The 22,028-nt window shown below is 60.2% G+C and carries 18 protein-coding genes and 1 pseudogene; 8 read left to right on the plus strand and 11 right to left on the minus strand.

Going from position 1 to position 22,028, the window contains the following annotated elements:
• Positions 1-316 precede the first annotated feature (316 nt).
• Both LOC54_RS06035 and LOC54_RS06040 read right to left on the minus strand, forming a co-directional pair.
• Positions 317-751 (minus strand): hypothetical protein, encoded by a 435-nt coding sequence (locus tag LOC54_RS06035; protein ID WP_279312930.1) that lies wholly within the window; start codon positions 749-751, stop codon positions 317-319.
• 66 nt (positions 752-817) lie between these two features.
• Complete coding sequence (locus tag LOC54_RS06040; protein ID WP_279312931.1) at positions 818-2,170, minus strand: glutamate--tRNA ligase; 1,353 nt, start codon at positions 2,168-2,170, stop codon at positions 818-820.
• 138 nt (positions 2,171-2,308) lie between these two features.
• On the opposite strand from LOC54_RS06040, the gene LOC54_RS06045 reads away from it, so the two are divergent.
• Entirely contained in the window at positions 2,309-4,873 is a 2,565-nt protein-coding gene (locus LOC54_RS06045; protein ID WP_279312932.1) for a helicase-related protein, read from the plus strand.
• Positions 4,874-5,038: 165 nt separating this feature from the next.
• A complete protein-coding gene (fdxA, locus tag LOC54_RS06050) occupies positions 5,039-5,371 on the plus strand; it encodes a ferredoxin FdxA (protein WP_279312933.1) in 333 nt (110 codons plus the stop codon).
• Between the two features lie 82 nt (positions 5,372-5,453).
• Here the strand turns inward: fdxA and LOC54_RS06055 are convergent, their stop codons facing one another.
• The 6 genes from LOC54_RS06055 to LOC54_RS06080 all read right to left on the minus strand — a co-directional run bounded on the left by LOC54_RS06055 (position 5,454) and on the right by LOC54_RS06080 (position 10,977).
• Positions 5,454-5,774, minus strand: coding sequence for a multidrug efflux SMR transporter (locus LOC54_RS06055; RefSeq protein WP_279312934.1), 321 nt, complete (start codon positions 5,772-5,774; stop codon positions 5,454-5,456).
• A gap of 140 nt (positions 5,775-5,914) precedes the next feature.
• Positions 5,915-6,250, minus strand: a complete 336-nt coding sequence (cyoD, locus tag LOC54_RS06060) for a cytochrome o ubiquinol oxidase subunit IV (RefSeq protein WP_279312935.1) — start codon at positions 6,248-6,250, stop codon at positions 5,915-5,917.
• On the minus strand, positions 6,250-6,858 hold the full coding sequence (cyoC, locus tag LOC54_RS06065; RefSeq protein ID WP_279312936.1) for a cytochrome o ubiquinol oxidase subunit III: 609 nt from the start codon (positions 6,856-6,858) through the stop codon (positions 6,250-6,252). Before cyoC ends, cyoD begins: the two co-directional genes overlap by 1 nt.
• Entirely contained in the window at positions 6,858-8,849 is a 1,992-nt protein-coding gene (gene cyoB / locus LOC54_RS06070; protein ID WP_279312937.1) for a cytochrome o ubiquinol oxidase subunit I, read from the minus strand. The genes cyoC and cyoB overlap by 1 nt, the downstream gene beginning before the upstream one ends.
• Before the next feature lie 5 nt (positions 8,850-8,854).
• Complete coding sequence (cyoA, locus tag LOC54_RS06075; protein WP_279312938.1) at positions 8,855-9,781, minus strand: ubiquinol oxidase subunit II; 927 nt, start codon at positions 9,779-9,781, stop codon at positions 8,855-8,857.
• A 437-nt stretch (positions 9,782-10,218) separates the two neighbouring features.
• On the minus strand, positions 10,219-10,977 hold the full coding sequence (locus tag LOC54_RS06080; RefSeq protein WP_279312939.1) for a Bax inhibitor-1/YccA family protein: 759 nt from the start codon (positions 10,975-10,977) through the stop codon (positions 10,219-10,221).
• 573 nt (positions 10,978-11,550) lie between these two features.
• Here LOC54_RS06080 and LOC54_RS06085 point away from each other — a divergent pair.
• From LOC54_RS06085 to LOC54_RS06095, 3 genes are all read left to right on the plus strand, one after another.
• Complete coding sequence (locus LOC54_RS06085; protein ID WP_279312940.1) at positions 11,551-13,770, plus strand: PQQ-dependent dehydrogenase, methanol/ethanol family; 2,220 nt, start codon at positions 11,551-11,553, stop codon at positions 13,768-13,770.
• 59 nt (positions 13,771-13,829) lie between these two features.
• Entirely contained in the window at positions 13,830-15,248 is a 1,419-nt protein-coding gene (locus LOC54_RS06090; RefSeq protein ID WP_279312941.1) for a cytochrome c, read from the plus strand.
• Between the two features lie 181 nt (positions 15,249-15,429).
• Positions 15,430-17,565 (plus strand): ComEC/Rec2 family competence protein, encoded by a 2,136-nt coding sequence (locus LOC54_RS06095; protein ID WP_279312942.1) that lies wholly within the window; start codon positions 15,430-15,432, stop codon positions 17,563-17,565.
• Here LOC54_RS06095 and LOC54_RS06100 read toward each other — a convergent pair.
• Both LOC54_RS06100 and LOC54_RS06105 read right to left on the minus strand, forming a co-directional pair.
• The gene (locus LOC54_RS06100) at positions 17,553-18,185 is read right to left on the minus strand and encodes an SGNH/GDSL hydrolase family protein (protein ID WP_279312943.1); all 633 of its coding nucleotides are present in this window, start codon (positions 18,183-18,185) and stop codon (positions 17,553-17,555) included. The two genes, LOC54_RS06095 and LOC54_RS06100, sit on opposite strands and share 13 nt — an antisense overlap.
• A 32-nt stretch (positions 18,186-18,217) precedes the next feature.
• Positions 18,218-19,270, minus strand: a complete 1,053-nt coding sequence (locus tag LOC54_RS06105; protein ID WP_408740305.1) for an OpgC family protein — start codon at positions 19,268-19,270, stop codon at positions 18,218-18,220.
• Between the two features lie 281 nt (positions 19,271-19,551).
• Here LOC54_RS06105 and LOC54_RS06110 point away from each other — a divergent pair, with 281 nt between their 5' ends.
• The 3 genes from LOC54_RS06110 to LOC54_RS06120 all read left to right on the plus strand — a co-directional run bounded on the left by LOC54_RS06110 (position 19,552) and on the right by LOC54_RS06120 (position 21,718).
• Entirely contained in the window at positions 19,552-20,718 is a 1,167-nt protein-coding gene (locus LOC54_RS06110; RefSeq protein WP_279312945.1) for an Mrp/NBP35 family ATP-binding protein, read from the plus strand.
• Positions 20,715-20,924, plus strand: a complete 210-nt coding sequence (locus LOC54_RS06115) for a hypothetical protein (RefSeq protein ID WP_279312946.1) — start codon at positions 20,715-20,717, stop codon at positions 20,922-20,924. The genes LOC54_RS06110 and LOC54_RS06115 overlap by 4 nt, the downstream gene beginning before the upstream one ends.
• A 278-nt stretch (positions 20,925-21,202) precedes the next feature.
• Positions 21,203-21,718, plus strand: a complete 516-nt coding sequence (locus LOC54_RS06120) for a class I SAM-dependent methyltransferase (RefSeq protein ID WP_279312947.1) — start codon at positions 21,203-21,205, stop codon at positions 21,716-21,718.
• Here the strand turns inward: LOC54_RS06120 and LOC54_RS06125 are convergent.
• Positions 21,700-22,028 (minus strand): annotated as a pseudogene (locus LOC54_RS06125) (IS481 family transposase); the annotation flags it as partial. The gene LOC54_RS06120 and the pseudogene LOC54_RS06125 sit on opposite strands and share 19 nt — an antisense overlap.

The raw sequence follows: 22,028 nt of genomic DNA on the forward strand, positions 1-22,028 counted from the left end.
CAAACTCAAATCTACTTTCCTCGCAGCCGTGCAGTTCGCTTCAATCATCATACTGCTTAACTGACGACACGACGTAGACAGCAAGTGATAAAAAAAGATTAATCCTACAGTGTCACCACATGCAGGGAAGGATTTTAACTTTTTGGAAAGAATTATTCTATCCATATGAAAAACAATAGTTTTCTTAAATTTTTCCTGAGTCTTCCTGCTGTCAGTTACAGGAAATATCTCGTATCAGATACCCGACGACGCCAGACCACGCAGAGAATCGCCCGAAGCGCCTCCGCGCCGGAACGGGATCGCCTCCTGACGGGAATTACGGGGTGGAGAAATGCGCGGACAGAGCCTGTCTCAGCAGACGCCACGCGGGCGTATGGGACAGCGCGATAATCACAAGACCGCAGATGATGGCGATCTGCCCCAGAGCCGACACGCGGATCCGGCGCAGCTCCTCACGAACAACCAGATCAAGAACCGGATCAGGTGCATCACGGAGATGACCGGCCCCGCGATCATCAATGCCCGTGCGCAGCAGCATGATCCCGCGCCATGCATCGAGATCCTCAATACGGTAGCTGTCCGCTCCGATTCCCGGCGGACCGCTCCGCACACGGCAGATCCACCGGAAGCGCTTCTCAGGAAGACCCAGATAGGCAGCGGCATCCCTGCTGCTGACAACCCTTCGCCCCGGAAAGACAAAAACCTTCTCTCCGGAGACGGACTGCTCAGGGGAGGACAGCGGGCCGCTCATCCATCAAGCGTCCACCGAATCCTCTTCCCCTGTCAATTCAGGGCAGAACTTCCCGGACCGGGACGCTCAGACCCCGCCAGGAACCAGGCGACGCAGACAACGCGCCCGGCCGATCAGAGGCAGAAGATCCCGCAGTTCAGGACCATGTTCCTCCCCCGTCAGCGCCAGACGCAGCGGACGGAACAGCGCCTTGCCTGAACGGCCCGTCGCCTCCTTGACGGCCTTCGTCCAGACAGACCAGGTCTCCTGATCCCAGGGCTCATCAGGCAGCAGCTCCGCCGCCTTGCGCAGAAACTCATCCTCGTCCTGCACCGGCGGCACGATCTCTCCGGCCACCACCTCGTGCCACAGCCTCACCTCCGACAGCAGCTCCAGATTCCCGCGAACGGCCAGCCAGAACGCCTCCGTCGCCCCCTCGGGCAGACGCTCCCTGACAGCCTCGAACGGCTCGGAGGCCAGCACGCGGTGATTCAGACTCAGAAGCTGCGGCATGGCAAATCGCGCCGCCGATTTCGAAATCCTGGACAGATCAAAGGACGCAGCCAGATCATCAAAGGACAGCGGCTCCGGATCATCTGCACTCCCGATCCGCGCGAGATAGGACGTCAGCGCCTTCGCCTCCACACCGTCCTGCCGCAGCGTCTTCAGCGCCAGGGAGTCAAACCGCTTGGACAGCTTGCCCCCGGCCTCATCCAGCAGAAGCGGCATATGCGCAAACCGGAAACGCCCCGATGCCGCACCGGCCGCCTGCCCCGTCACCTCAGCCAGAGCCCGCACGATATCAAGCTGCACACCGGTATTGGTCAGATGATCCTCCCCGCGGATGATATGCGTCACCCCGGTCTCAAGATCATCCGTCACGGAAGCCAGCGTATAGAGAACCGTCCCGTCCGCACGGACCAGAACCGGATCGGACACGGCCGTCAGCTTCACGCCGCACTCCCCCATGACCAGATCGGTCCAGCGCACCGTCGTGTCGGACAGCCGGAACCGCCAGTACGGAACCTTGCCGTTCGCCTCCGCCTGCGCCCGCTGCTGCGGCGTCATCTTCAGCATCGCACGGTCATAAACCGGCGGCTTGTGCTGGCGGATGCGCTGCTCGCGCTTCATCGACAGTTCCTGCTCGGACTCGAAACAAGGATAAAGACGTCCCGCCTCCTTCAGCGCCCCGATCACCTCCGCATAGGCCGCACCCCGCTCGGACTGGCGGAATGTCTCGTCCCAGTGAATACCCATCCAGGACAGATCCGCCCGGATGCCCTCCGCATGACTTTCCCGCGACCGCTCCGTGTCCGTATCATCGATCCGAAGCTGGAAAGAAGCATTGTGCCGCCGTGCAAACAGAGCATTGGCAAGGGCAAGCCGGGCATTCCCGACATGCAGCATACCGGTCGGGCTGGGCGCGAAGCGAAGTTTCATGCGGAGAAATATTCTTTCTGGTCAGACAAGGTGCAGACTCTTACCCGCCCGCCCCACACGGCGCAAACAGGCGGCGCAAACCGGAGAGCGCGAGACCCGCCCTTGCATTTCACTGCGGAAACGCCAACCATACAGACCATGAAAAGGCAGCACGTCCCGGGCGGCGACCGGCCTCTGGTCCGGGCCATCCTCGGGCCGACGAACACCGGCAAGACACATCTCGCGCTGGAGCGGATGCTGTCCCACTCCAGCGGGATCATCGGCTTTCCGCTGCGCCTTCTGGCCCGTGAGAACTACGACCGCATGGTCAGCCTCAAAGGTGCGGACCACGTCGCGCTCATCACCGGAGAGGAAAAGATAATCCCGCCGAAGGCCCGCTGGTTCTCCTGCACCACGGAAGCCATGCCCTCGGACCGCAGCGTCTCGTTCCTCGCCGTGGACGAAATCCAGCTCTGTGCGGACCCCGATCGCGGCCACATCTTTACAGACCGGCTCCTCAACGCGCGCGGCCGGGACGAAACCCTCTTCCTCGGTGCGGAAACCATCGCCCCGCTGATGCGAAGGCTGATCCCCGGCGTGGACATCGAAACCCGCCCGCGCCTCTCCGCCCTGACCTGCGCAGGACGCAGCCGCCTCGCTCGCCTCCCCGCCCGCTCGGCCATCGTCGCCTTCTCCACAGCCGAAATCTACGCCATCGCCGAACTGATCCGCAGCCGTCGCGGCGGCTGCGCGGTGGTCATGGGGCAGATGTCCCCCCGGACCCGCAACGCCCAGGTCGCGCTCTATCAGAACCGGGAAGTGGACTATCTCGTCGCCACCGACGCCATCGGCATGGGCCTGAACATGGACATCTCCCATGTCGCCTTCGCCGGACTGTCCAAGTTCGACGGCCATCTCCGCAGAGACCTCACCGCAGCAGAGATCGGACAGATCGCCGGACGCGCCGGACGCGGCACGAAGGACGGAACCTTCGGCACCGCAGGCACCTGCCCGCCGCTGAGCGATGCCATCATTGAAGCTGTCGAAACCCACCACTTCGATCCCGTCAGCCGCCTGTCCTGGCGCAATGCTCGGCTCGATTTCACCTCCCCGCGCGCCCTGCTCGCCAGCCTGTCCCGCCCGCCGCCCGATCCCTGCCTTCAGGCCGGAGCCGTCGCCAGCGACGTGCTGACCCTGCTGGCCTTAAATGCCGATCCCGACATTATCAGCCTCGCGGATTCCAGGGCGCGCACCGAGCTTCTGTGGGAAATCTGCCAGATCCCGGATTTCCGCAAACTCGGGGAGCGGCACCACGCCCAGTTCTGCGGACGCATCTTCCCCACGCTCGCCCGCGGAGACCACCTCCAGGAAGAATGGCTGGACACCCAGATTTCCGCGCTGACCCGCACGGACGGAGACGTGGATACGCTGATGCAGCGCCTGGCCGGCATCCGTATATGGTCCTACGTCACTGCAAGGGAAAACTGGGTCCGCAACGCCCCGTTCTGGCAGGACCGCGCCCGTGCGGCAGAGGATCAGCTGTCCGACGCCCTGCACGAACGCCTGACCGCCCGCTTCGTGGACCGCCGCGCCGCCCACCTCATCCGCAAGCTGGACGAGGAAGACGGCAGCAGCCTTCTGTCCGCCGTGCGCGCCGATGGCAGCGTACTGATCGAAGGTCATCCGATCGGCCGCATGGAGGGTTTCGGCTTCACGCTCCACGACAGCGTGGCGAAACAGGACGAAAAACTGCTCATGCGCGTCGCCCGCCGGGCCGTCGCATCCGAAATTCCCCGCCAGGCCGCACGCTGCTGCGCCGCCCCGGACGAGGACTTCTCTCTCGACATGCCCGCAAGGCTCATCAGCTGGAACGGCACCCCTCTCGCACGGGTCCGCCGCGGCCATGACGTACTGCACCCGGAAGCCGAACTGCTTCAGGGACTGCCGGACAACGTCCCCCGCGAACGTCTCCAGGCCCGCCTCCGGCAGTATCTCCGTACCACCATCGACCTCGCCCTCCCCGCCCTGACCCGCCTGCCCGACGCAACGCACACTCCCCCCGTCCTGCGCGGCCTCCTGCACCGCCTGCGGGAAGGACTCGGATTTGCGGAAGACCCGGAATCCGACCGGCGGGACAAGGCCGGACGCACATATCTGCGCAGGGCAGGAATCCACAGCGGCAACGGATACGCATGGATACCCGCCCTGATCCGCCCCGATACAGCCTCAGTGCGCGTGTTCCTCCTCACCCTCGGCGCGGATCATCCGCATATGTCCCTCTCCCTCCCTCACCCGGGCACCGTCTCCGTGCCCGCAGAGGAAAGCCGGGAGAACATATTGCTCGGGCAGCTCGGCTGGGTGCGGACAGGACCGGTCAGGCTGCGCGTGGATATCTCCGCCCGGCTGGTAGATGAGCTGCGCCGCATCACCGCCTCCGGCCCGACTCCTCTCACGCAGCGCCTCGCCTCACTGACAGGCGCCCCTCCGGCACAGCTGGCCGCAGTCTTCAGGAGCCTGGGATACCAGCTTGCACAGCCCGCACCGCTCCCGCCCGGGCATGTCGGTCCGCCGGCTCCCGCCATGATCTCACGCATGAGAAAAGCAGACAGACACCCGCCCCGGAACCGGCAGTATTCAGGAAAATCCTCTCCGGGAATGCGGGCCTCCGCCAGCAGCCCCTTCGCAGGACTGGCCGCCCTGCTGCGCGGAGAAACCGTCCACTGACACGCCGTTTCCGGTAAAGCGCGCATGATGCGCCGGAACCGGGATACAGGTTTTCTGCACCGACGGCTTGCGTCCCTGGCAGAATACCCTCATATGTGCCGCCTCATTTCCATGGTCACACACAGGATTGTGCGATGGCCATGCGTTTTTACGACGGAGGCGGTAATGACCTACGTGGTCACGGAAAACTGCATACGCTGCAAGTTCATGGATTGCGTGGAAGTCTGCCCGGTGGACTGCTTCTATGCCGGTGAGAATTTTCTCGTCATCAATCCGGACGAATGCATCGACTGCGGTGTGTGCGAACCCGAATGCCCGGCAGAGGCCATCTTCCCCGACAGCGATGACCGCGCCTCATCCTGGGCGGAGCTGAACGCGAAATACTCAGCCCTCTGGCCGAACATCACCCGCAAGGGCACACAGCCCGCAGATGCGGAAGAGTGGAAGGACAAACCGGGAAAGCGGGATATGCTCTCCCCGGAGCCCCACAAGGACTGACTGCCTCTCCCGGATATCCGCCTTAAGGATATCCGGGACGGATTTTCTCCGGCACGGCAGAAGCCCGCCGCAGGATATGCTCTCATGATGAAGAAGATATCTTCATCAGAATAATCCCGCCGATAATCATGCACAGTGCCAGAAGCCTGACAGGTGTCAGTGCCTCTCCCAGGATCAGCACGCCCACAGCGGCCGTGCCGACCACGCCGATCCCGGTCCAGACCGCATAGGTCAGACTGAGCGGCAGCACACGCACCACCCAGGCCAGCAGCACAAAACTCAGAATCATCGTCGCCACGGTCACGAACGCAGGCCAGGGACGGCTGAAACCATCCGACTGCTTCATGAAATAGGCCCAGACCACTTCAAGCAGCCCCGAAATCACAAGAACAATCCAGGCCATCACCTGCCTCCGGAAAAGCCTCGGACGAAGCCATCTTCATACCCGCGTAAACGCAAAAAACGCCACGGGCCAGAGGCCACGTGGCGTTTTTCCGTAACGACCTTCCGCACCTTTCACAGGGAGAGATGCGGCCAGGATGATTACCGCGACATCATGTTCGTCGAGGTGTTCACCATGATGAAGATCGTGCCGACAATCAGAATGAAAACAAACAGGCCCGTGAAGATAAAGACCTGGTTATCCCATCTTTTCTCCGGCGAGACGCTCATGTGCAGGAAGTAATGCAGATGCACCAGCACCTGAATCACAGCCAGCACCGTAATCGCCATCAGTGTGCCGCTCGGGGAAAGAGCGTGCGAGAAGGCGACGCCGAACGCCGCAACCGTCAGGATAACCGCCAGAATAAAGCCCGTCACATAGGAGCTGACGCTCCCGTGTGAAGCGCTGTCATGGGCGGCGCTGTGTTCAGTGCTCATCACATCATGCTCGCAAGATAGACAAAGGTGAACACGCAGATCCACACGATGTCGAGGAAGTGCCAGAACAGGCTCAGACAGGTGAGCTTGTTCATCATGCGCTCAGGAATCTCCGTCGTGCCCGACAGCTGCACCATCAGCGTCACGATCCACAGCAGGCCGAACGAAACGTGCAGACCATGGGTCGAGACGAGAGTGAAGAACGCAGACAGGAACGCACTGCGATCCGGACCCGCGCCATCAGCAATCAGATGACGGAACTCATTGATCTCAAGACCAAGGAAGCCCGCACCCAGAAGGAAGGTGACACCCAGCCACATAATGACCTTGTTCACTTCCTGCTTGTGCGCGGCAATCATGCCGAAACCGTAGGTGATGCTGGAAACGAGCAGCAGCGCCGTCTCGGCCGCAAGACCCCCGATCTCGAACAGCTCCTTGCCGGTGGGGCCACCGGCAAACTGATCATGAAGAACCGCGAAGACCGCAAACAACGTACCAAAGATGATACAGTCGGTCATCAGGTAAACCCAGAACCCGAAGACCACCGGAGATTCGTGATGGTGGTCGTCGTGTCCGTGGGCGTCGGTAAGAGTTGTGTCGTGCGCCATCACTCAGCCGCCTGTGCCATGAGTTTACGGGAATGCTCGTTTTCGATGCGAGCGACTTCCTCGGCGGGAATGTAGTAATCGATATCCTTGTCCGCGCTGCGCGCGATCACGGTAGCGATCAGACCAACCAGCCCGAGAGCCGCAGCCCACCAGATGTGCCACACCAGCGCAAATCCGAGGATCAGGCTGAACAGGCCGCAGAAAATACCGGCAGAGGTATTCTTCGGCATGTGAACAGGAGCATACGGACCACCCGCAGAACGCGTGTCAATGCCGTTTTCCTTGTTGTGGTAGAACGCATCCAGCTCGTGAACATGCGGGATGATCGCGAAGTTATACACCGGCGGCGGAGAGGAAGTGGACCACTCCAGAGCACGGGCATCCCACGGATCACCGGTCACATCCACGTTCTGCGGCAGGTTCCGGTCACGGATCGAGACATAAAGCTGCGTCAGCTGGCAGACGATACCCAGCAGGATCATCACGGCGCCGACCTCGGCAACCAGCAGCCACGGATACCAGTCCGGATTGCTGTAATGGTTCATACGACGGGTCATGCCCTCGAAACCGAGAACATAAAGCGGCGTGAACGCAAAGTAGAAGCCGATGCACCAGAACCAGAACGCTGCCTTGCCCCAGGTTTCGTTCAGCTTGAAGCCGAATGCCTTGGGGAACCAGAAGTTCATGCCACAGACATACCCGAAATACACACCGCCGATGATGACGTTGTGGAAGTGAGCAATCAGGAACAGAGAGTTGTGCAGCACGAAGTCAGCAGCCGGAATCGCCATCATCACGCCGGTCATACCGCCGATGGTGAAGGTGATCATGAAGCCGATGGCCCAGTACATGGTGGAGTGATATTCGACGCGACCCTTATAGATGGTCAGCATCCAGTTGAAGAGCTTCACACCGGTCGGGATCGAGATGATCATCGTCATGATGCCGAAGAAGGCATTCACGTCCGGACCCGCGCCCATCGTGAAGAAGTGGTGAACCCACACGACGAGGGACAGCACCAGAATCGCACAGGTCGCATAGACCATGGCGGTGTAACCGAACAGAGGCTTGCGTGAGAAAGCCGGAACAACCTCGGAAAAGACACCGAAGGCAGGAAGGATGAGAATGTAGACTTCCGGATGCCCCCAGGACCAGATGAGGCTGAGATACAGCATCTGGTTGCCGCCACCGTCATTGGTGAAGAAGTGCATGCCAAGATAACGGTCCAGACCCAGAAGAGCCAGAGCCACGGTCAGAACCGGGAACGCAACCATGATCAGGATGGATGCACACAGCGCCGTCCAGGTGAAAACCGGCATCTTCATCAGACCCATGCCAGGAGCACGCATCTTGATGATCGTCACGAAGAAGTTCACGCCCGTCAGAAGCGTTCCCACACCGGCAATCTGCAGCGCGACCAGATAATAGTCCACACCGACACCGGGACTGAACTGAGCTTCGGACAGCGGCGGATAGGCCAGCCAGCCGCACTGGGAGAACTCACCGATGAACAGGGAGACGTTCACCAGGATGAAGCCCACGGCGGTCATCCAGAAGCTGAAGTTGTTCAGGAACGGGAAAGCAACGTCACGCGCACCGATCTGAAGCGGCACGACGAGGTTGAACAGACCGGTCATGAACGCCATCGCAAGGAAGAAGATCATGATCGTCCCGTGCGCGGAGAATATCTGATCGTAGTGATGCGGCGGCAGATAACCGGGATTGCCGTTATAGGCGAGTGCAAGCTGTGTACGCATCATGATCGCGTCCGCGAAACCGCGGAACAGCGCCACGAGCGCAAGAACGACATACATGACGGCAAGGCGCTTGTGGTCGACCGAAATCAGCCACTCTTTCCAGAGATAGCCCCACTTGCCGTAATAGGTGATCAGCCCGAGGACAGCGATTCCGACGATGGCGACGCCGATGAACGTCCCCACCAGAATCGGCACATCCAGCGGGAGTGCTTCGAGTGAAAGTCTTCCTAGCACCGATCCTACTCCTTTGTGTTCATGTCAGACATCGCTGACTGGACATGGATCATTTTGCCGGTGGTCTTATCCATAATCATGCCGTTGTTGTACTTCGCCACGATCTGGTCGAAGAGGTCAGGCGTGACATGGGCATAATAGGCAACCGGGTTAGCCTCGCTTGGCTGTGCCAGACGGACGTAGGATGAATCGTCCAGCGTGTCGGAGGAAGCCCGCACCTTCTCAACCCATTCCTGGAACTGATCAGCCGGCATGGCAAGCGTGCGGAAATGCATATCCGAGAAACCGCGACCACTGTAGTTGGCGGATTCACCCAGATAATCACCCGGCTCGCTGGCCATCAGATGAAGCTGTGTCTGCATCCCCGCCATGGCGTAGATCATGGATCCCAGACGCGGAATGAAGAAAGCATTCATCACCGAATCAGACGTGATCCGGAAATCGATCGGCGTGTTGACCGGAACGGCCAGCTGATTGACCGTGGCAACACCCTGCTCAGGATAGATGAACAGCCACTTCCAGTCGAGCGCGACAACCTCAACCCGCAGAGGCTTCGTGTTCTGGCTGGTTTCCAGAGGACGATACGGATCCAGCGAGTGGCTCGTCTGATAGGTGATCACCCCGAGGAACAGGATGATGACAATCGGAACCGCCCACATCAGGGCCTCGAGCTTGCTCGAGTGATCCCAGTCCTTGAGATACTCCGCCTTGGTGTTTGATGCACGGTAGTGCCACGCAAACACGCATGTAAGGATGATTGTCGGAATAACGACAATCAGCATAGCGACCGTTGATTCAACGATCAGCGACTTGAGCTGGTCCCCCACCGGTCCCTTCGGATCCAGCACGTCGAGGCTGCTACACCCCCCCAGCCACAACAGAGACGCAAGACCGGCCGAACGGCCCGCCCACGCCATCTTTCTGTTTTTCATTGTCCGCCTCTTGGTTCTGACTTACCCAGACACCCTTTCCGGATCACCTGCCCGGGTGAAGGAGCAGGCAGGAGAAAGCCCCGGGTGGACAGGGGCTCCTCTGTCTTACAGGCTTTCCATAATCCCACCTCAGAATGATCACAATCCATTCATCCGGGAGGGCGACCTGCAGGCTTTACGTATCTGCCCTCTTTTTGTCCGGCTTAAGAATCTGTTTACACCGACTGAACATACCTTAACGATATAACCATATGTAAAATATACATATTTTCGTAAAAAGACCGGAGAGGTACTACTTAAGGGCAGAGTTTGGTTACAGAAGAATATTTTTCTGATAAGTCATATTTTTCTTCTCTTGTAATTGCTCCCAAAACGGAAAAACCCCCGTCCTTACGGAGCGGGGGCTACGATTCCTTGAACAGGTCCCTGCGAAGGAATCAGTCGTTGCTGCTACTTCTGACACCCATGAACTGCAGGAGAAACTGAAAGAGATTGATGAAGTTCAGATAGAGGTTGAGCGCGTCATACACACTGCGCTTCGCAGCCTCATCCGCTCCCTCATACTGAGCGAACTGCAGATAGGTCATCTTGATCCGCTGCGTATCAAAAGCGGTCAGACCAATGAAGAGGAACACACCGACCAGGCTGATGACGAAATACATCGCTGCGCTGTGCATGAACATATTAACGATGGACGCCACGATAAGGCCGATCAGCCCCATCATGAGGAACGAGCCGAAGCGCGAGAGATCCGCTTTCGTAACGTAGCCCCACAGTGATGTCCCTGCAAAGGTGCCGGCCGTCACGAGAAAGACGCGCGCCACGGAAACATCCGTATAGACGAAGAAGATGCTGGACAGGCTGGCACCCATCACCGCGCAGAACACCCAGAAGAGCGTCTGAACCGCCTGGCGGGACAGCCGGTTCACACCGAATGACATGACCATTACGAATCCCAGAGGCGCGATCATGGCCAGGAGGCCAAGCCCTGTCGGGTGTATCGCATAGCCGTCCTCACGGAAGAAGATGTGACGCAGCGAGGTGTTCGCGATCGCATAGGCAACAATGGCCGTCAGCAGAAGACCTGATGCCATCCAGTTGTACACCCGGAGCATGTAAGACCGCAGCTCCGTATCGAGGGCGGCCTGCTGCGCTCCGGCATAAGGCTGCGATGACTGATAGTCGCGGCTGAACATGTTGACCTCTTATCTCCTTTGACCGGCATGCAGCCGGCTTGTGTCGCTATCCTATCTGAGCATGTCAGACACGATACTCAAGACAACCTGCTGATAATCCATCTTTCGCACGGACACCAGTTAATCCTGCGTCATGCACCCTCGGACACACATTTATACCCGGGTATAAATACCTTGCGGCCATTCGGGAATCGAACGACAATACACAAGCGGATCAATCACAATTCCGAGAGTTCAGGCGCTGACAGGTTCAACGCTCAGTTCCGCAGCCTGTCCGGGCAGACGGGACATAATACGTCTCCGATATGAAATATAACCGGCCCTCACGCCACGCATACACCTGTTTTCCGCTCTTTTACGTCTCTCCCGGCAGAATGGTGAATCTGCCGCATTCCCTGACGATCTGAGTCTTAATTTATCATGATCGCCACGGTCGCATGATCCGGGGGCCATCCATGCATCCGTGATCATTGACATGACCGCTCTGTAACGATGTTGTCAGGAAACAGTGTTCGGATGGATCTGCTGTCCCTTGCGTACGCTCTGAAGCCTTTTTATCGAGGACGATATCTTATGACCTGCTCCGCAACAGCACGGAGGCCGTCTCTGACCGGTCTTCTCGCCGCCGGAACTTTCCTTGTGGCGTCGGCCTTCCTGGCCGGTACGCCCGCCCGCGCGGCAGACACCGGTGAGGCGATCATCCATGCCGATGATCATCCCGGGGACTGGCTGACCTATGGCCGCACCTATTCCGAGCAGCGCTACAGCCCGCTCGACCAGATCAACACCTCCAATGCCGGCGATCTGAAGCTTGCCTGGTATTTCGATCTGGATACCAACCGTGGCCAGGAAGGCACCCCTCTGGTGGTCGACGGCATCCTGTATGCCACGACGAACTGGTCGAAAATCAAGGCTCTGAAGGCTGACACCGGTGAGCTGCTCTGGGAATACGATCCTAAAGTCCCCGGCAACATCGCCGATCGCGGCTGCTGTGACACGGTCAACCGTGGTCTCGCCTACTGGAACGGCAAGGTCTATTTCGGAACGTTTGACGGCCGTCTGGTCTCGCTTGACGCAAAGACCGGCAAGAAAGTCTGGGAAGTCAACACAATCCCGGCTGATGCGTCTCTGGGTCACCAGCGTTCCTACACCGTCGACGGTGCGCCGCGTATCGCCAAGGGTCGGGTCCTGATCGGCAATGGCGGTTCCGAGTTCGGTGCCCGCGGCTTCATTTCCGCATTCGATGCGGAGACTGGTAAGCTCGACTGGCGCTTCTTCACGGTTCCCAATCCGAAGAACGAGCCGGACCACGCCCCGTCCGACAAGATTCTGATGAGCAAGGCCTACAAGACCTGGAGCCCGACCGGCGCCTGGACGAAGCAGGGCGGCGGCGGCACCGTATGGGATTCGCTGGTCTATGACCCCGTTACGGACCTGATCTACATCGCTGTCGGTAACGGTTCTCCATGGAACTACAAATACCGCTCCGACGGGCGTGGCGACAACCTGTTCCTCGGCAGCATCGTTGCCGTCCGTCCGGAAACCGGCGAGTATGTCTGGCACTTCCAGGCCACTCCGATGGATCAGTGGGACTACACCTCCGTTCAGCAGATCATGACGCTGGACATGCCGGTCAACGGCGAGACCCGCCACGTCGTCGTGCAGGCACCGAAGAACGGGTTCTTCTACGTGCTTGATGCGAAAACCGGTCAGTTCATCTCGGGCAAGAACTACGTCTATGAGAACTGGGCCAGAGGCCTGGATCCCAAGACCGGCCGTCCGATCTACAATCCGGACGCGCTCTACACGCTCAACGGCTCTGAATGGTATGGCATCCCGGGCGATCTCGGCGGCCATAACTTCGCGGCCATGGCCTACAGCCCGAGAACGAAGCTCGTCTATATTCCGGCGCAGCAGGCTCCGTTCCTGTATAAAAACCAGGTCGGCGGCTTCAAGACCTATCACGACGCCTGGAACCTTGGTGTGGACATGAACAAGGTCGGTCTCCCCGATACCCCCGAGGCACGCACGGCCTTCATCAAGGATCTCAAGGGCTGGATCGTTGCCTGGGATCCGGTGAAGCAGCAGGCAGCCTTTACGGTTGACCACAAGGGACCGTGGAACGGCGGTATTCTGGCGACGGGCGGCGATCTCCTTTTCCAGGGTCTCGCGAACGGTGAATTCCACGCCTATGACGCGACGAACGGTAAGGACCTGTTCCGCTTCGACGCGCAGAGCGGCATCATCGCACCGCCGGTGACCTATACCGTCAACGGTAAGCAGTATGTGGCCGTGGAAGTGGGCTGGGGCGGTATCTATCCGTTCTTCCTGGGTGGCGTGGCCCGTACGTCCGGCTGGACCGTCAACCACTCCCGGGTCATTGCCTTCTCGCTTGACGGCAAGGCAAAGCTTCCGGCTCAGAACGACATGGGCTTCCTGCCGGTCAAGCCGCCGGCCGAGTTTGACGAGAAGGTTACGGACAAGGGTTATTTCCGTTTCCAGACGTTCTGCGCCGCCTGCCATGGCGACAACGCGGAAGGCGCCGGCGTTCTTCCGGATCTGCGCTGGTCCGGTTCGATCCGTCATCAGGACGCTTTCTACAACGTCGTCGGCCGCGGTGCCCTGACCGCCTACGGTATGGATGAGTTCGCTACATCCATGAATCCGCAGGAGATCGAGGAGATCCGTCAGTTCATCATCAAGCGCGCGAACGAGACGTATCAGCGTGAGGTGGATGCACGTAAGAACGACCACCACATTCCTGAGAACCCGGCTCTGGGGGTGGCACCGTGATCGGATCACGCGGACACGCCGGCACAGCTCTCACACGCGACGACGGGACACGGAAACCCATGTTCAAGAAAATAGCGACCTGTCTGGGTGCAGCCGTGGCCGGCCTTCTGGCCACCACGCAGCTCGCATCGGCCCAGACCTCTCCGGACAGCGATCTGGTCACGAAAGGCGCGTATGTCGCGCGCCTTGGTGACTGTATCGCGTGTCATACCGCCATCAACGGCAAGGCGTATGCAGGTGGTCTGGCCGTGAAAACGCCGGTGGGCACGATCTATTCCACCAACATCACGCCGGATGCCACGCATGGTATCGGATCCTACACTCTGAAGGATTTCGACAATGCCGTGCGTAAGGGCATCCGTAAGGATGGCAGCACGCTGTATCCGGCAATGCCGTATTCCGCGTTCTCCCGCATGACGGATGACGACATCAAGGCGCTCTACGCCTACTTCATGCATGGCGTGAAAGCGGTTCCTGCCGCGAATAAGGAAACGGAAATTCCCTGGCCGATGTCCATGCGCTGGCCGCTGGCTATATGGCGCAGCCTCCTGGCCCCGGAAGTGAAGCCTTTCCAGGCCGCATCCGGAACCGATCCGGTGGTTGCCCGCGGTGCCTATATCGTCGAGGGACCGGGCCATTGCGGCATGTGTCATACGCCGCGTGGCATGACCATGCAGGAGAAGGCCCTGACGCCTGAGGGCGGTGCCGTATTCCTCAGCGGCGGTGCGCCGATCGACAACTGGATCGCCCCGAGCCTCCGGAACGATCCGGTCGTCGGTATCGGTCGCTGGAGTGAGGACGATCTGGTCCGGTTCCTGCGTTCGGGCCGCACGGATCATGCCGCCGTCTTCGGTGGTATGGCCGATGTCGTAGGCTGGAGCACGCAGTACTTCACGGACGAAGACCTGCATGCGATGGCGAAATACCTCAAGAGCCTGCCCCCGGTTCCGGCTTCCAAAGGTCAGTGGGCCTATGATGCCTCGACCACGAAGATGCTGGATTCCGGCAAGACGTCGGGCAATGCAGGGGCTGATCTCTACGTGAAGCAGTGCGCCATCTGTCACCGGAATGATGGCGGCGGCGTTGCGAGAATGTTTCCGCCGCTGGCAGGCAACCCCGTTGTCATGACAGACGACCCGACATCCATGATCCATATCGTGGCTGCCGGTGGCGTTCTGCCTCCGACCAACTGGGCTCCGTCTGCTGTCGCCATGCCGGGCTACAGAGATCATCTGAGCGATCGCGAGATTGCTGACGTCGTGGATTTCATCCGCACGTCCTGGGGCAATAAAGGCCTGGCCAATGTCTCTGAGGCTGATGTGAAGAGACTGCGTGAGGAAGGCCAGCCGATCGGCAGCGAGTCCTGGGGTTCGCACGCCACGGCTCAGTCGGTCTGGGGTCTGTTCATGCCGCAGCCTTACGGCCATGGCTGGACGTTTGCGCCTGACACCCACACGGGTCAGGACAACGCTCAGTAAGAGCGGGGATTACGGTTCCGCCGGAAGAGGGGTCGCGAGGTTTCGCGGCCCCTTTTTTTATGACGTTTATTTATCCGGTCATATGTGCCGTATTTTGTAAAAGATTTCGCAGTCTCAGGACTCACTGATCTGCCGGGATCTGCTGGCCGGGTGATCCGGATAAGGCTAGTCTCGCTTCCTCATGCTGTCTCTCCTGTATGCCGAACGCGCCCGGCTTCCTCTCTGGCTTCCTGTCGGTCTGGCCGCTGGTGTTCTTCTGTTTTTTCAGCTTCGCTCCGAGCCGCCGCTCTGGCCCGCTGCCACTGCTGCATGTGCTGGCCTGGCTCTGTTATGTGCCGGCTGGCGATACATAACGGGACGGATTGCGGGCTGCGCCCTGATGATGATCGGGGTCGGGTTTTCTGCGGCGTGGCTGCAGATTCACCGTATGCCCCCTCTGCCGGAACTTCCGCGCGAGGCCGTTATCATGACCGCGCGTATTCAGGCTGTTGACAGCCTCCCGGATCGTGACGGGGCAGCGGGCAGTCGCAGGATTACGGTTTCGGAGTCCGTCTTTGACACGCCTTTGTCGGAGGGAATGCCGCCTTTACGGCGGACGCTGAGGATTCGCCTGCAGGACACGGACCGGACTCCGCTGGCGCCCGGAAACGGGATCACACTCCGCGCCCTGCTTCAGCCGCCCCCCTTCCCTGCCTGGCCGGGTGCCCGGGATGAACAGCTTGTCGCCTGGGTGCGGGGAGAAGGCGGGACCGGGCGGGCGCTTGATCCGGTCACTCCGGAGCAGAATAATCCGCAGGGCGCCTCTTTTATTGAAGCCCTGCGCGAGACTGTGGCCTCGCGAATTGCGGCGCGACTGCCGAGAACCGACGGAGCGATTACCGCGACCCTTCTGGCGGGGGTGTCGTCCGCCATTCCGGCAGCAGACCGGATGGCCTTTGCGGCGTCCGGTCTGGCGCATCTCCTGGCTGTAGCGGGGCTGCATCTGGGGATCGTGATGGGACTGGTGATGAGTGCGTCCCGGCTGCTGCTGGCTTTATGGGAGCGATCGGCGCTGACATGGCCCTGCAGGGAAATTGCAGCTTTTACGGCTCTGGCAGCCGGAGCCGGGTATGTCGTGCTGACCGGGATGCATCTGCCGGCCGTGCGCAGTCTGGCTATGGCAGCGCTCGTGGTGCTGGCGCTGATGACCGGGCGGCGGGCGGCTTCGATGCGCGGGCTGGCTGTGGCTGCCGTGATTCTTCTGCTCAGCGGCCCGGCGAGCCTTCTTGATGTATCGTTTCAGATGTCATTTGCCGCGGTGATGGCACTGATTGCCGGGTATGAGGTCTTGCGCGGACCGCTGATGCGCCTGGCCGGAGAGGGGCAGTGGTATCGGCGTTTCCTCGTGCATGTGGCCGGTCTGGCTCTGACCAGTTTTCTGGCCGGAATGGCGACGCTGCCTGTTTCCGTGGCGCATTTCGGCGAGATTCAGCCTTTTTTCATTGTGGCGAATCTTCTGGCCGTTCCTCTGACGGCGCTGTGGGTACTTCCTGCCGGACTGCTGTCCCTTATACTGATGCCCTTCCATCTGGAGGGGCCGATGCTCTCCGTGACCGGAGCAGGAGTACATGTGATTGTCGGGATGGCGCGTGAGGTTGCGTCCTGGCCTGCCGCAAGGATCGCCGCACCTGCCATGCCCGGTACAGGGCTGGCACTGTTCCTTTTCGGCCTGTGCTGGCTGTGTCTGTGGTCGCGACGCTGGCGGCTCGCGGGGCTGCTGCCGATGCTGGCAGGAGCGGTCTCGCCATGGTTCGTGAGTCTGCCCGATATCATGATTGCATCCGATGGTGGTGTAATCGGAATACGGGGAGACAATGCCGTGCTGATTGCCGGGAAATCCCGTGATGGCTGGCGGGCACAGAGGGACTGGTCTCAGGCACTGGCACTGCCTTCCGAGCTGCTCGAGGCTGAGGAAAGCAGACCTGCTGACGGGCTTGTCTGCGGACAGGAAGGACCGGCAGGATATTGCATGGTCTCGCGCGGCCTTCAGTCCGTCCTGCTGAGGGTATCGGACCGGACGGACGGGCTGAAGCCCGTGCCGGACGGGATGTGTGACGGCGTATCGCTGTTTATTTCCGTCTCACCTGCAAGACGCGGCTGCCCCGGTGTGCGGACGCTCGACCGCTTTACTGCGTGGCGTGAAGGGGCGCAGTCCGTCTGGCTGAGGGGATCTGATGTTCAGGTGCGTTCTGACAGAGGGTTGACCGGCGCCCGTCTGTGGGAAATGCGACCGGGCGCGCATGGCGTGCCCGTGCTGCCTCAGGCTCAGGAGGAGTGACTGTCCTGCCCGAGCCCTGCACCGATCCACGCGGCAACTTCCTCGCCCAGCAGGCGATATCCGAAATCGCCCATATGGACCTGGTCCGGAGAGATTTCGAGGCAGGTCATGCTGTGATCTCTGCTCCAGGCTTTCATCGCGTTGTAGCGGTCATAGTAAGGGATGTTCAGTTCCCGGGCGATCTTCGGAACAATGCTCAGGAACGGCGGAAAATCCGGACATTCCTCCAGCATCGGACACCATTGCGGACCGATCATCGCGATATCCGCGCCCCCGTCGCGCAGCGTCTGCAGGTCTGTCCGCGTCAGTTCCGCGAATTCATCCGCTGTCAGACCGTGCCAGCCATCGTTCGTGCCTCCCTGCCAGATCACAAGCCTGGCGTGATCCTCCACGACATCCTGCAGACGACCGTGCATGTCGCGGGCATCATTGCCACCGATGCCACGATTGATGATCGTCACTCCCGCAGGGGCATAGGGAGTAAAATTCCGCTCGAAAACCGCGGCGAAGGCGTGCTCCGGACTGCTGGCACCGACGCCTTCCATTGAGGATGAACCGAACAGGCAGATTTTCGGCACCTGTCCGGCACGGATGGCCCGGCTGAGAGCGGGAAAGGACATGGCAGCGGCAGTCTCCGGCTGGGATGAGGCGGTCATGCGGCGGCGGCTTTTTTCTTCTGGCGCGCTGCGTCCAGGTGGCGGGACAGCACGTAGAGAATGAAGAAACCGATGACGTTGATCAGGATCTGCAGTATCCAGCTGTCTCCGAACGAGGTGAAGGCGAGACGCGCATAGAGATCGATCACCGTTCCGACCGTGAACACCTCAAGGGAGTGGCGGCCGAACATGGCGAGCATCTGTCCCCATTTCGCGGAGGCCCAGCGACGCGTGATCTGTGCGGATTGTACGAGATAGAAAATCGCCATCACGTCCAGCAGTCTCAGAGGGGCCAGGACGCTTTTATCGGGTGAGGCCATCACGAAAGGACGGAGCACCGGCAGATGCCACAGCTCCCACGGAAAGGCCTGCAGACAGGAGAAAAACAGATAGCCGCCGCAGAGCAGCTGCAGCGGACGGTATGCAGGCAGGTCCCCTCCGTGACGGGAGGCCTGTACGGCGCCGCAGGCTCCGAGCACGAACAGGAACTGCCAGGCCAGCGGATCGAAATACCAGCCGTCAGGATCAAGCCAGTTCGGAAAATTGATTCCCGGATCGAAATTGATCAGCAGCCAGAGCGCCCCGCTCAGACCAAGAGCCAGCAGCCGGCTGATCCGCATCAGCGCATAGATCAGGGGAAAAGAGGCCAGCAGCACGAGGTAGAGCGGCAGGATATTGAGATTTGACGGCAGGGCATCCAGCCACAGCACCCGCCAGAGCGCGTGCGTGCCGTGCGCCAGTTCCGGTTCGAGAAAATCGACCGGCACCGGAGTCCACATCCGCCAGCTGCGGATCGTGACGACGCAGACAATGACCATAAGCGTCTGCGCGATATAAAGCTGCAGGCAGCGTTTCGCGAGACGGCGCAGGGTTTCCTTCACGCCGCGTTTGGCGAACCCGCGCCCGTAGGCCAGCCAGGACGCATAACCCGCGAGCAGCACGAAGATTTCGGCTGCATCGGCAAACCCCAGATTCCTCATGGTGAATCTGTTGAGGATGTTCTGGGGAATATGGTCCGTGCACATCATCAGCAGCGCCGCGCCGCGCATGGCGTCCACGCGGTGATCCCGTGTGTGGGGTGAAACGTCCGCTGACCGGGTCTGTGTCCGGGATGCGGGGGCGGCAGGGGCTGCCGGGACATCCAGGGCTGTCTGGGCTGCGGTCATCTTTTCTCCCGGCGGGGCGTCATGCGCGTGTCATATCAGCTTTTTCCGGAACATCCGGTTAAAATTTATTGCATGTCATAACAGCAGCGCATCCCTGCCGTGTTCCGGTCTGTCCATTTGGTGTTATGCACGCAGCATACATATGCCGGGAGATATGAACCATCATGGCCGCCCCTTCTGCCGGATCTGCTCCGGACACGGATGCACTGACCCGTCTTCTTGAGAAGATCGCGCAGCGTCATGGCATGCCGCGCTTCCAGTCCTGGGGAGAGGCGGACTCCGTGCGTACGGATGGTGATCGTCTTCTGGTGACGCTGTCGGTCCGGCCGGATGCCGTTCCTGACCGGGATGGTCTGGTACTGGCTGTGCAGGCGGCGCTGCGTCAGGCATGGCCCGCTCTGACGCCGGTGGTAGTGCTGACCGCGCACCGGACGGCACCGGCATCGGCGCAGTCTGCTGGACGCGGAGCAGCACGGGGACATCGTCCGCTGGGGGGAGCCGGGCGTGCCGACGGGGCACCGCTTCTGCCGGGCGTGCGCAGAGTGATTGCCGTGGCCTCCGGCAAGGGCGGGGTCGGCAAGTCGACCACGGCGCTTAATCTTGCCGTGGCCCTGGCCGCAAGCGGTCTGCGGACCGGCATTGTCGATCTGGATGTGCATGGTCCGTCCCTGCCCCGCCTGCTCGGTCTGGGCGATGTGAAGCCCGATGTCGTGAGCGGGCGTATTCAGCCGGTACAGGCGTGGGGCGTATCGGCCATGTCACTCGGGCTTCTGGTGGATGAGCGCCAGGCGATGGTCTGGCGCGGGCCGATGGTCATGGGGGCGGTCACACAGCTTCTGGGCGATGTGGAGTGGGGCGAGCTGGACGTGCTGATCGCGGATATGCCGCCCGGCACGGGGGATGCGCAGCTGACCCTGACGCAGAAAGTGAACCTAGCGGGTGCGGTGATCGTCTCAACTCCGCAGGATCTGGCCCTGCTTGATGCCCGGCGTGGTATTGCGATGTTTGAGCGTGTCGGCGTGCCTGTTCTGGGCGTGGTGGAGAACATGTCGTTTTTCTGCTGTCCGGAATGCGGACACCGCACGGAGCTTTTCGGTCACGGCGGCGCGCGCCGGGAAGCGGAGGCACTCGGCGTTCCGTTCCTTGGCGAGATTCCGCTTCTGGCGGATATCCGCGCCACGGCGGATGCGGGAACACCGATCGTGCAGGCTTCTCCGGACAGTCAGGCCGGGCAGGCCTATCGCGGTCTGGCGGAGAATGTTGCGGCAGCGATCCGCAGTCTGCCTGAAGGCGGGGTGCTGCCACAGAGCGGGGAAGGAGATGCGAAATGAATAATGATGTCGGATACGGCAAGGTTATCGTTGTTGTTCTGATCTGCCTCTCCACCGTGGGCATACTTGTCTATATGGGAATCTCGCTGGCCGGGGTGATGAGCCATGCGGGGAAGATTCCTCCGGATTGTGTAGCACCTGTGGCTTCCGGGCTGCCGGCTGCACAGATCCCCGCACAGTGCAGGCCTTATCTGAAGCAGAGCTGATGTCGGTATTCGGATCGTAAGGTATTTTTCATCCCGGCAAGATATCCCTGATGGCGCATCAGAGCCGCAGGGAGAGTTCTTTTATGAAGCAGGTTATCAGGGATCTTCTGCGTGCGGAGGCTGCAGAGACGCGCATGACGGGCGATGCGGTTCCCTGTAAGATCTGTGCCGGAGACAGTTTTTCCTTCTGTGTCTCCGGCCTCGGTACATCGTGTCATCGCGTGTCCCTGCCCCGGACGGATATCGCTGTCCGGTTCGTGAGATGCAGCCGTTGCGGCATGATTTTTACTGATTTCTTCGATGACTGGACCGGAGAGGATTTCTCGGAATTCATCTATAACGATGATTATGTAAAGGTTGATCCTGAATATACAGGGCAACGCGGCAGGAATAACGCTCTGTTTTTTTCAGATCTGCTTGCGGAAGATAAATCCGTTTCCATTCTGGATTACGGATCCGGCAACGGATCCTTCATCCGGGCCATGCAGCAGAGCGGGTTTGAACATGTTTCGGGTTATGATCCGTTCAGTAATCCGCAGAGGCCGCAGGAACAGTCAGATATCGTTCTCGCTTTCGAGGTGGTCGAGCACTCCCCTCGTCCCGCGGAAACGCTTGATGATATCGTCAGATTTATAAAACCCGGCGGGTTTGCACTGATCAGCCAGGTGATGATTCCGGCCGGGATCGACAGTCTGAAGGCAGACTGGTGGTATATGGGGCCGAGAAACGGGCATATCTCGTTCTTCACCTATGACACGATCATCAGATATGCCCGCAGCCGTGATATCTCGTGACGCTGAAAGCAGCGATGCAGAGCCGAGCGTGTCAGATGGGGGATACTGGCCTGCAGGGCATAAAAACAGTCATCCAGCGGCAATAAAGTATGGCGTCGAAACGCTACGATCATTGCTTCGTCCGTATTCGAAAGGACCGTTGATCGCGGCTTTTTGGGACCTGTCTTCTGATCCTCAACCGTTTGACGCTTCCGCCATTTTGCAACTGTTTTCGGGTTGATCCCGAACTCCCTGCTCAGCGTCGCGAGCGAAGCCTGCGATCGCTGTATTGCTGCTCGCACGGCGTGCGTGGTCGTGGCGCTCCCATGAC

The sequence above is a fragment of the Acetobacter sp. AN02 genome (assembly GCF_029759835.1).
GTDB lineage: Bacteria > Pseudomonadota > Alphaproteobacteria > Acetobacterales > Acetobacteraceae > Acetobacter.

Excerpts from the sequence above, each read along its gene's own strand:
- LOC54_RS06035 (WP_279312930.1), bottom strand. The coding sequence starts at position 751 with ATGAGCGGCCCGCTGTCCTCCCCTGAGCAGTCCGTCTCCGGAGAGAAG.
- LOC54_RS06040 (WP_279312931.1), bottom strand. The coding sequence starts at position 2,170 with ATGAAACTTCGCTTCGCGCCCAGCCCGACCGGTATGCTGCATGTCGGG.
- LOC54_RS06045 (WP_279312932.1), top strand. The coding sequence starts at position 2,309 with ATGAAAAGGCAGCACGTCCCGGGCGGCGACCGGCCTCTGGTCCGGGCC.
- fdxA (WP_279312933.1), top strand. The coding sequence starts at position 5,039 with ATGACCTACGTGGTCACGGAAAACTGCATACGCTGCAAGTTCATGGAT.
- LOC54_RS06055 (WP_279312934.1), bottom strand. The coding sequence starts at position 5,774 with ATGGCCTGGATTGTTCTTGTGATTTCGGGGCTGCTTGAAGTGGTCTGG.
- cyoD (WP_279312935.1), bottom strand. The coding sequence starts at position 6,250 with ATGAGCACTGAACACAGCGCCGCCCATGACAGCGCTTCACACGGGAGC.
- cyoC (WP_279312936.1), bottom strand. The coding sequence starts at position 6,858 with ATGGCGCACGACACAACTCTTACCGACGCCCACGGACACGACGACCAC.
- cyoA (WP_279312938.1), bottom strand. The coding sequence starts at position 9,781 with ATGAAAAACAGAAAGATGGCGTGGGCGGGCCGTTCGGCCGGTCTTGCG.
- LOC54_RS06080 (WP_279312939.1), bottom strand. The coding sequence starts at position 10,977 with ATGTTCAGCCGCGACTATCAGTCATCGCAGCCTTATGCCGGAGCGCAG.
- LOC54_RS06085 (WP_279312940.1), top strand. The coding sequence starts at position 11,551 with ATGACCTGCTCCGCAACAGCACGGAGGCCGTCTCTGACCGGTCTTCTC.
- LOC54_RS06090 (WP_279312941.1), top strand. The coding sequence starts at position 13,830 with ATGTTCAAGAAAATAGCGACCTGTCTGGGTGCAGCCGTGGCCGGCCTT.
- LOC54_RS06095 (WP_279312942.1), top strand. The coding sequence starts at position 15,430 with ATGCTGTCTCTCCTGTATGCCGAACGCGCCCGGCTTCCTCTCTGGCTT.
- LOC54_RS06100 (WP_279312943.1), bottom strand. The coding sequence starts at position 18,185 with ATGTCCTTTCCCGCTCTCAGCCGGGCCATCCGTGCCGGACAGGTGCCG.
- LOC54_RS06105 (WP_408740305.1), bottom strand. The coding sequence starts at position 19,270 with ATGCGCGGCGCGGCGCTGCTGATGATGTGCACGGACCATATTCCCCAG.
- LOC54_RS06110 (WP_279312945.1), top strand. The coding sequence starts at position 19,552 with ATGGCCGCCCCTTCTGCCGGATCTGCTCCGGACACGGATGCACTGACC.
- LOC54_RS06115 (WP_279312946.1), top strand. The coding sequence starts at position 20,715 with ATGAATAATGATGTCGGATACGGCAAGGTTATCGTTGTTGTTCTGATC.
- LOC54_RS06120 (WP_279312947.1), top strand. The coding sequence starts at position 21,203 with ATGATTTTTACTGATTTCTTCGATGACTGGACCGGAGAGGATTTCTCG.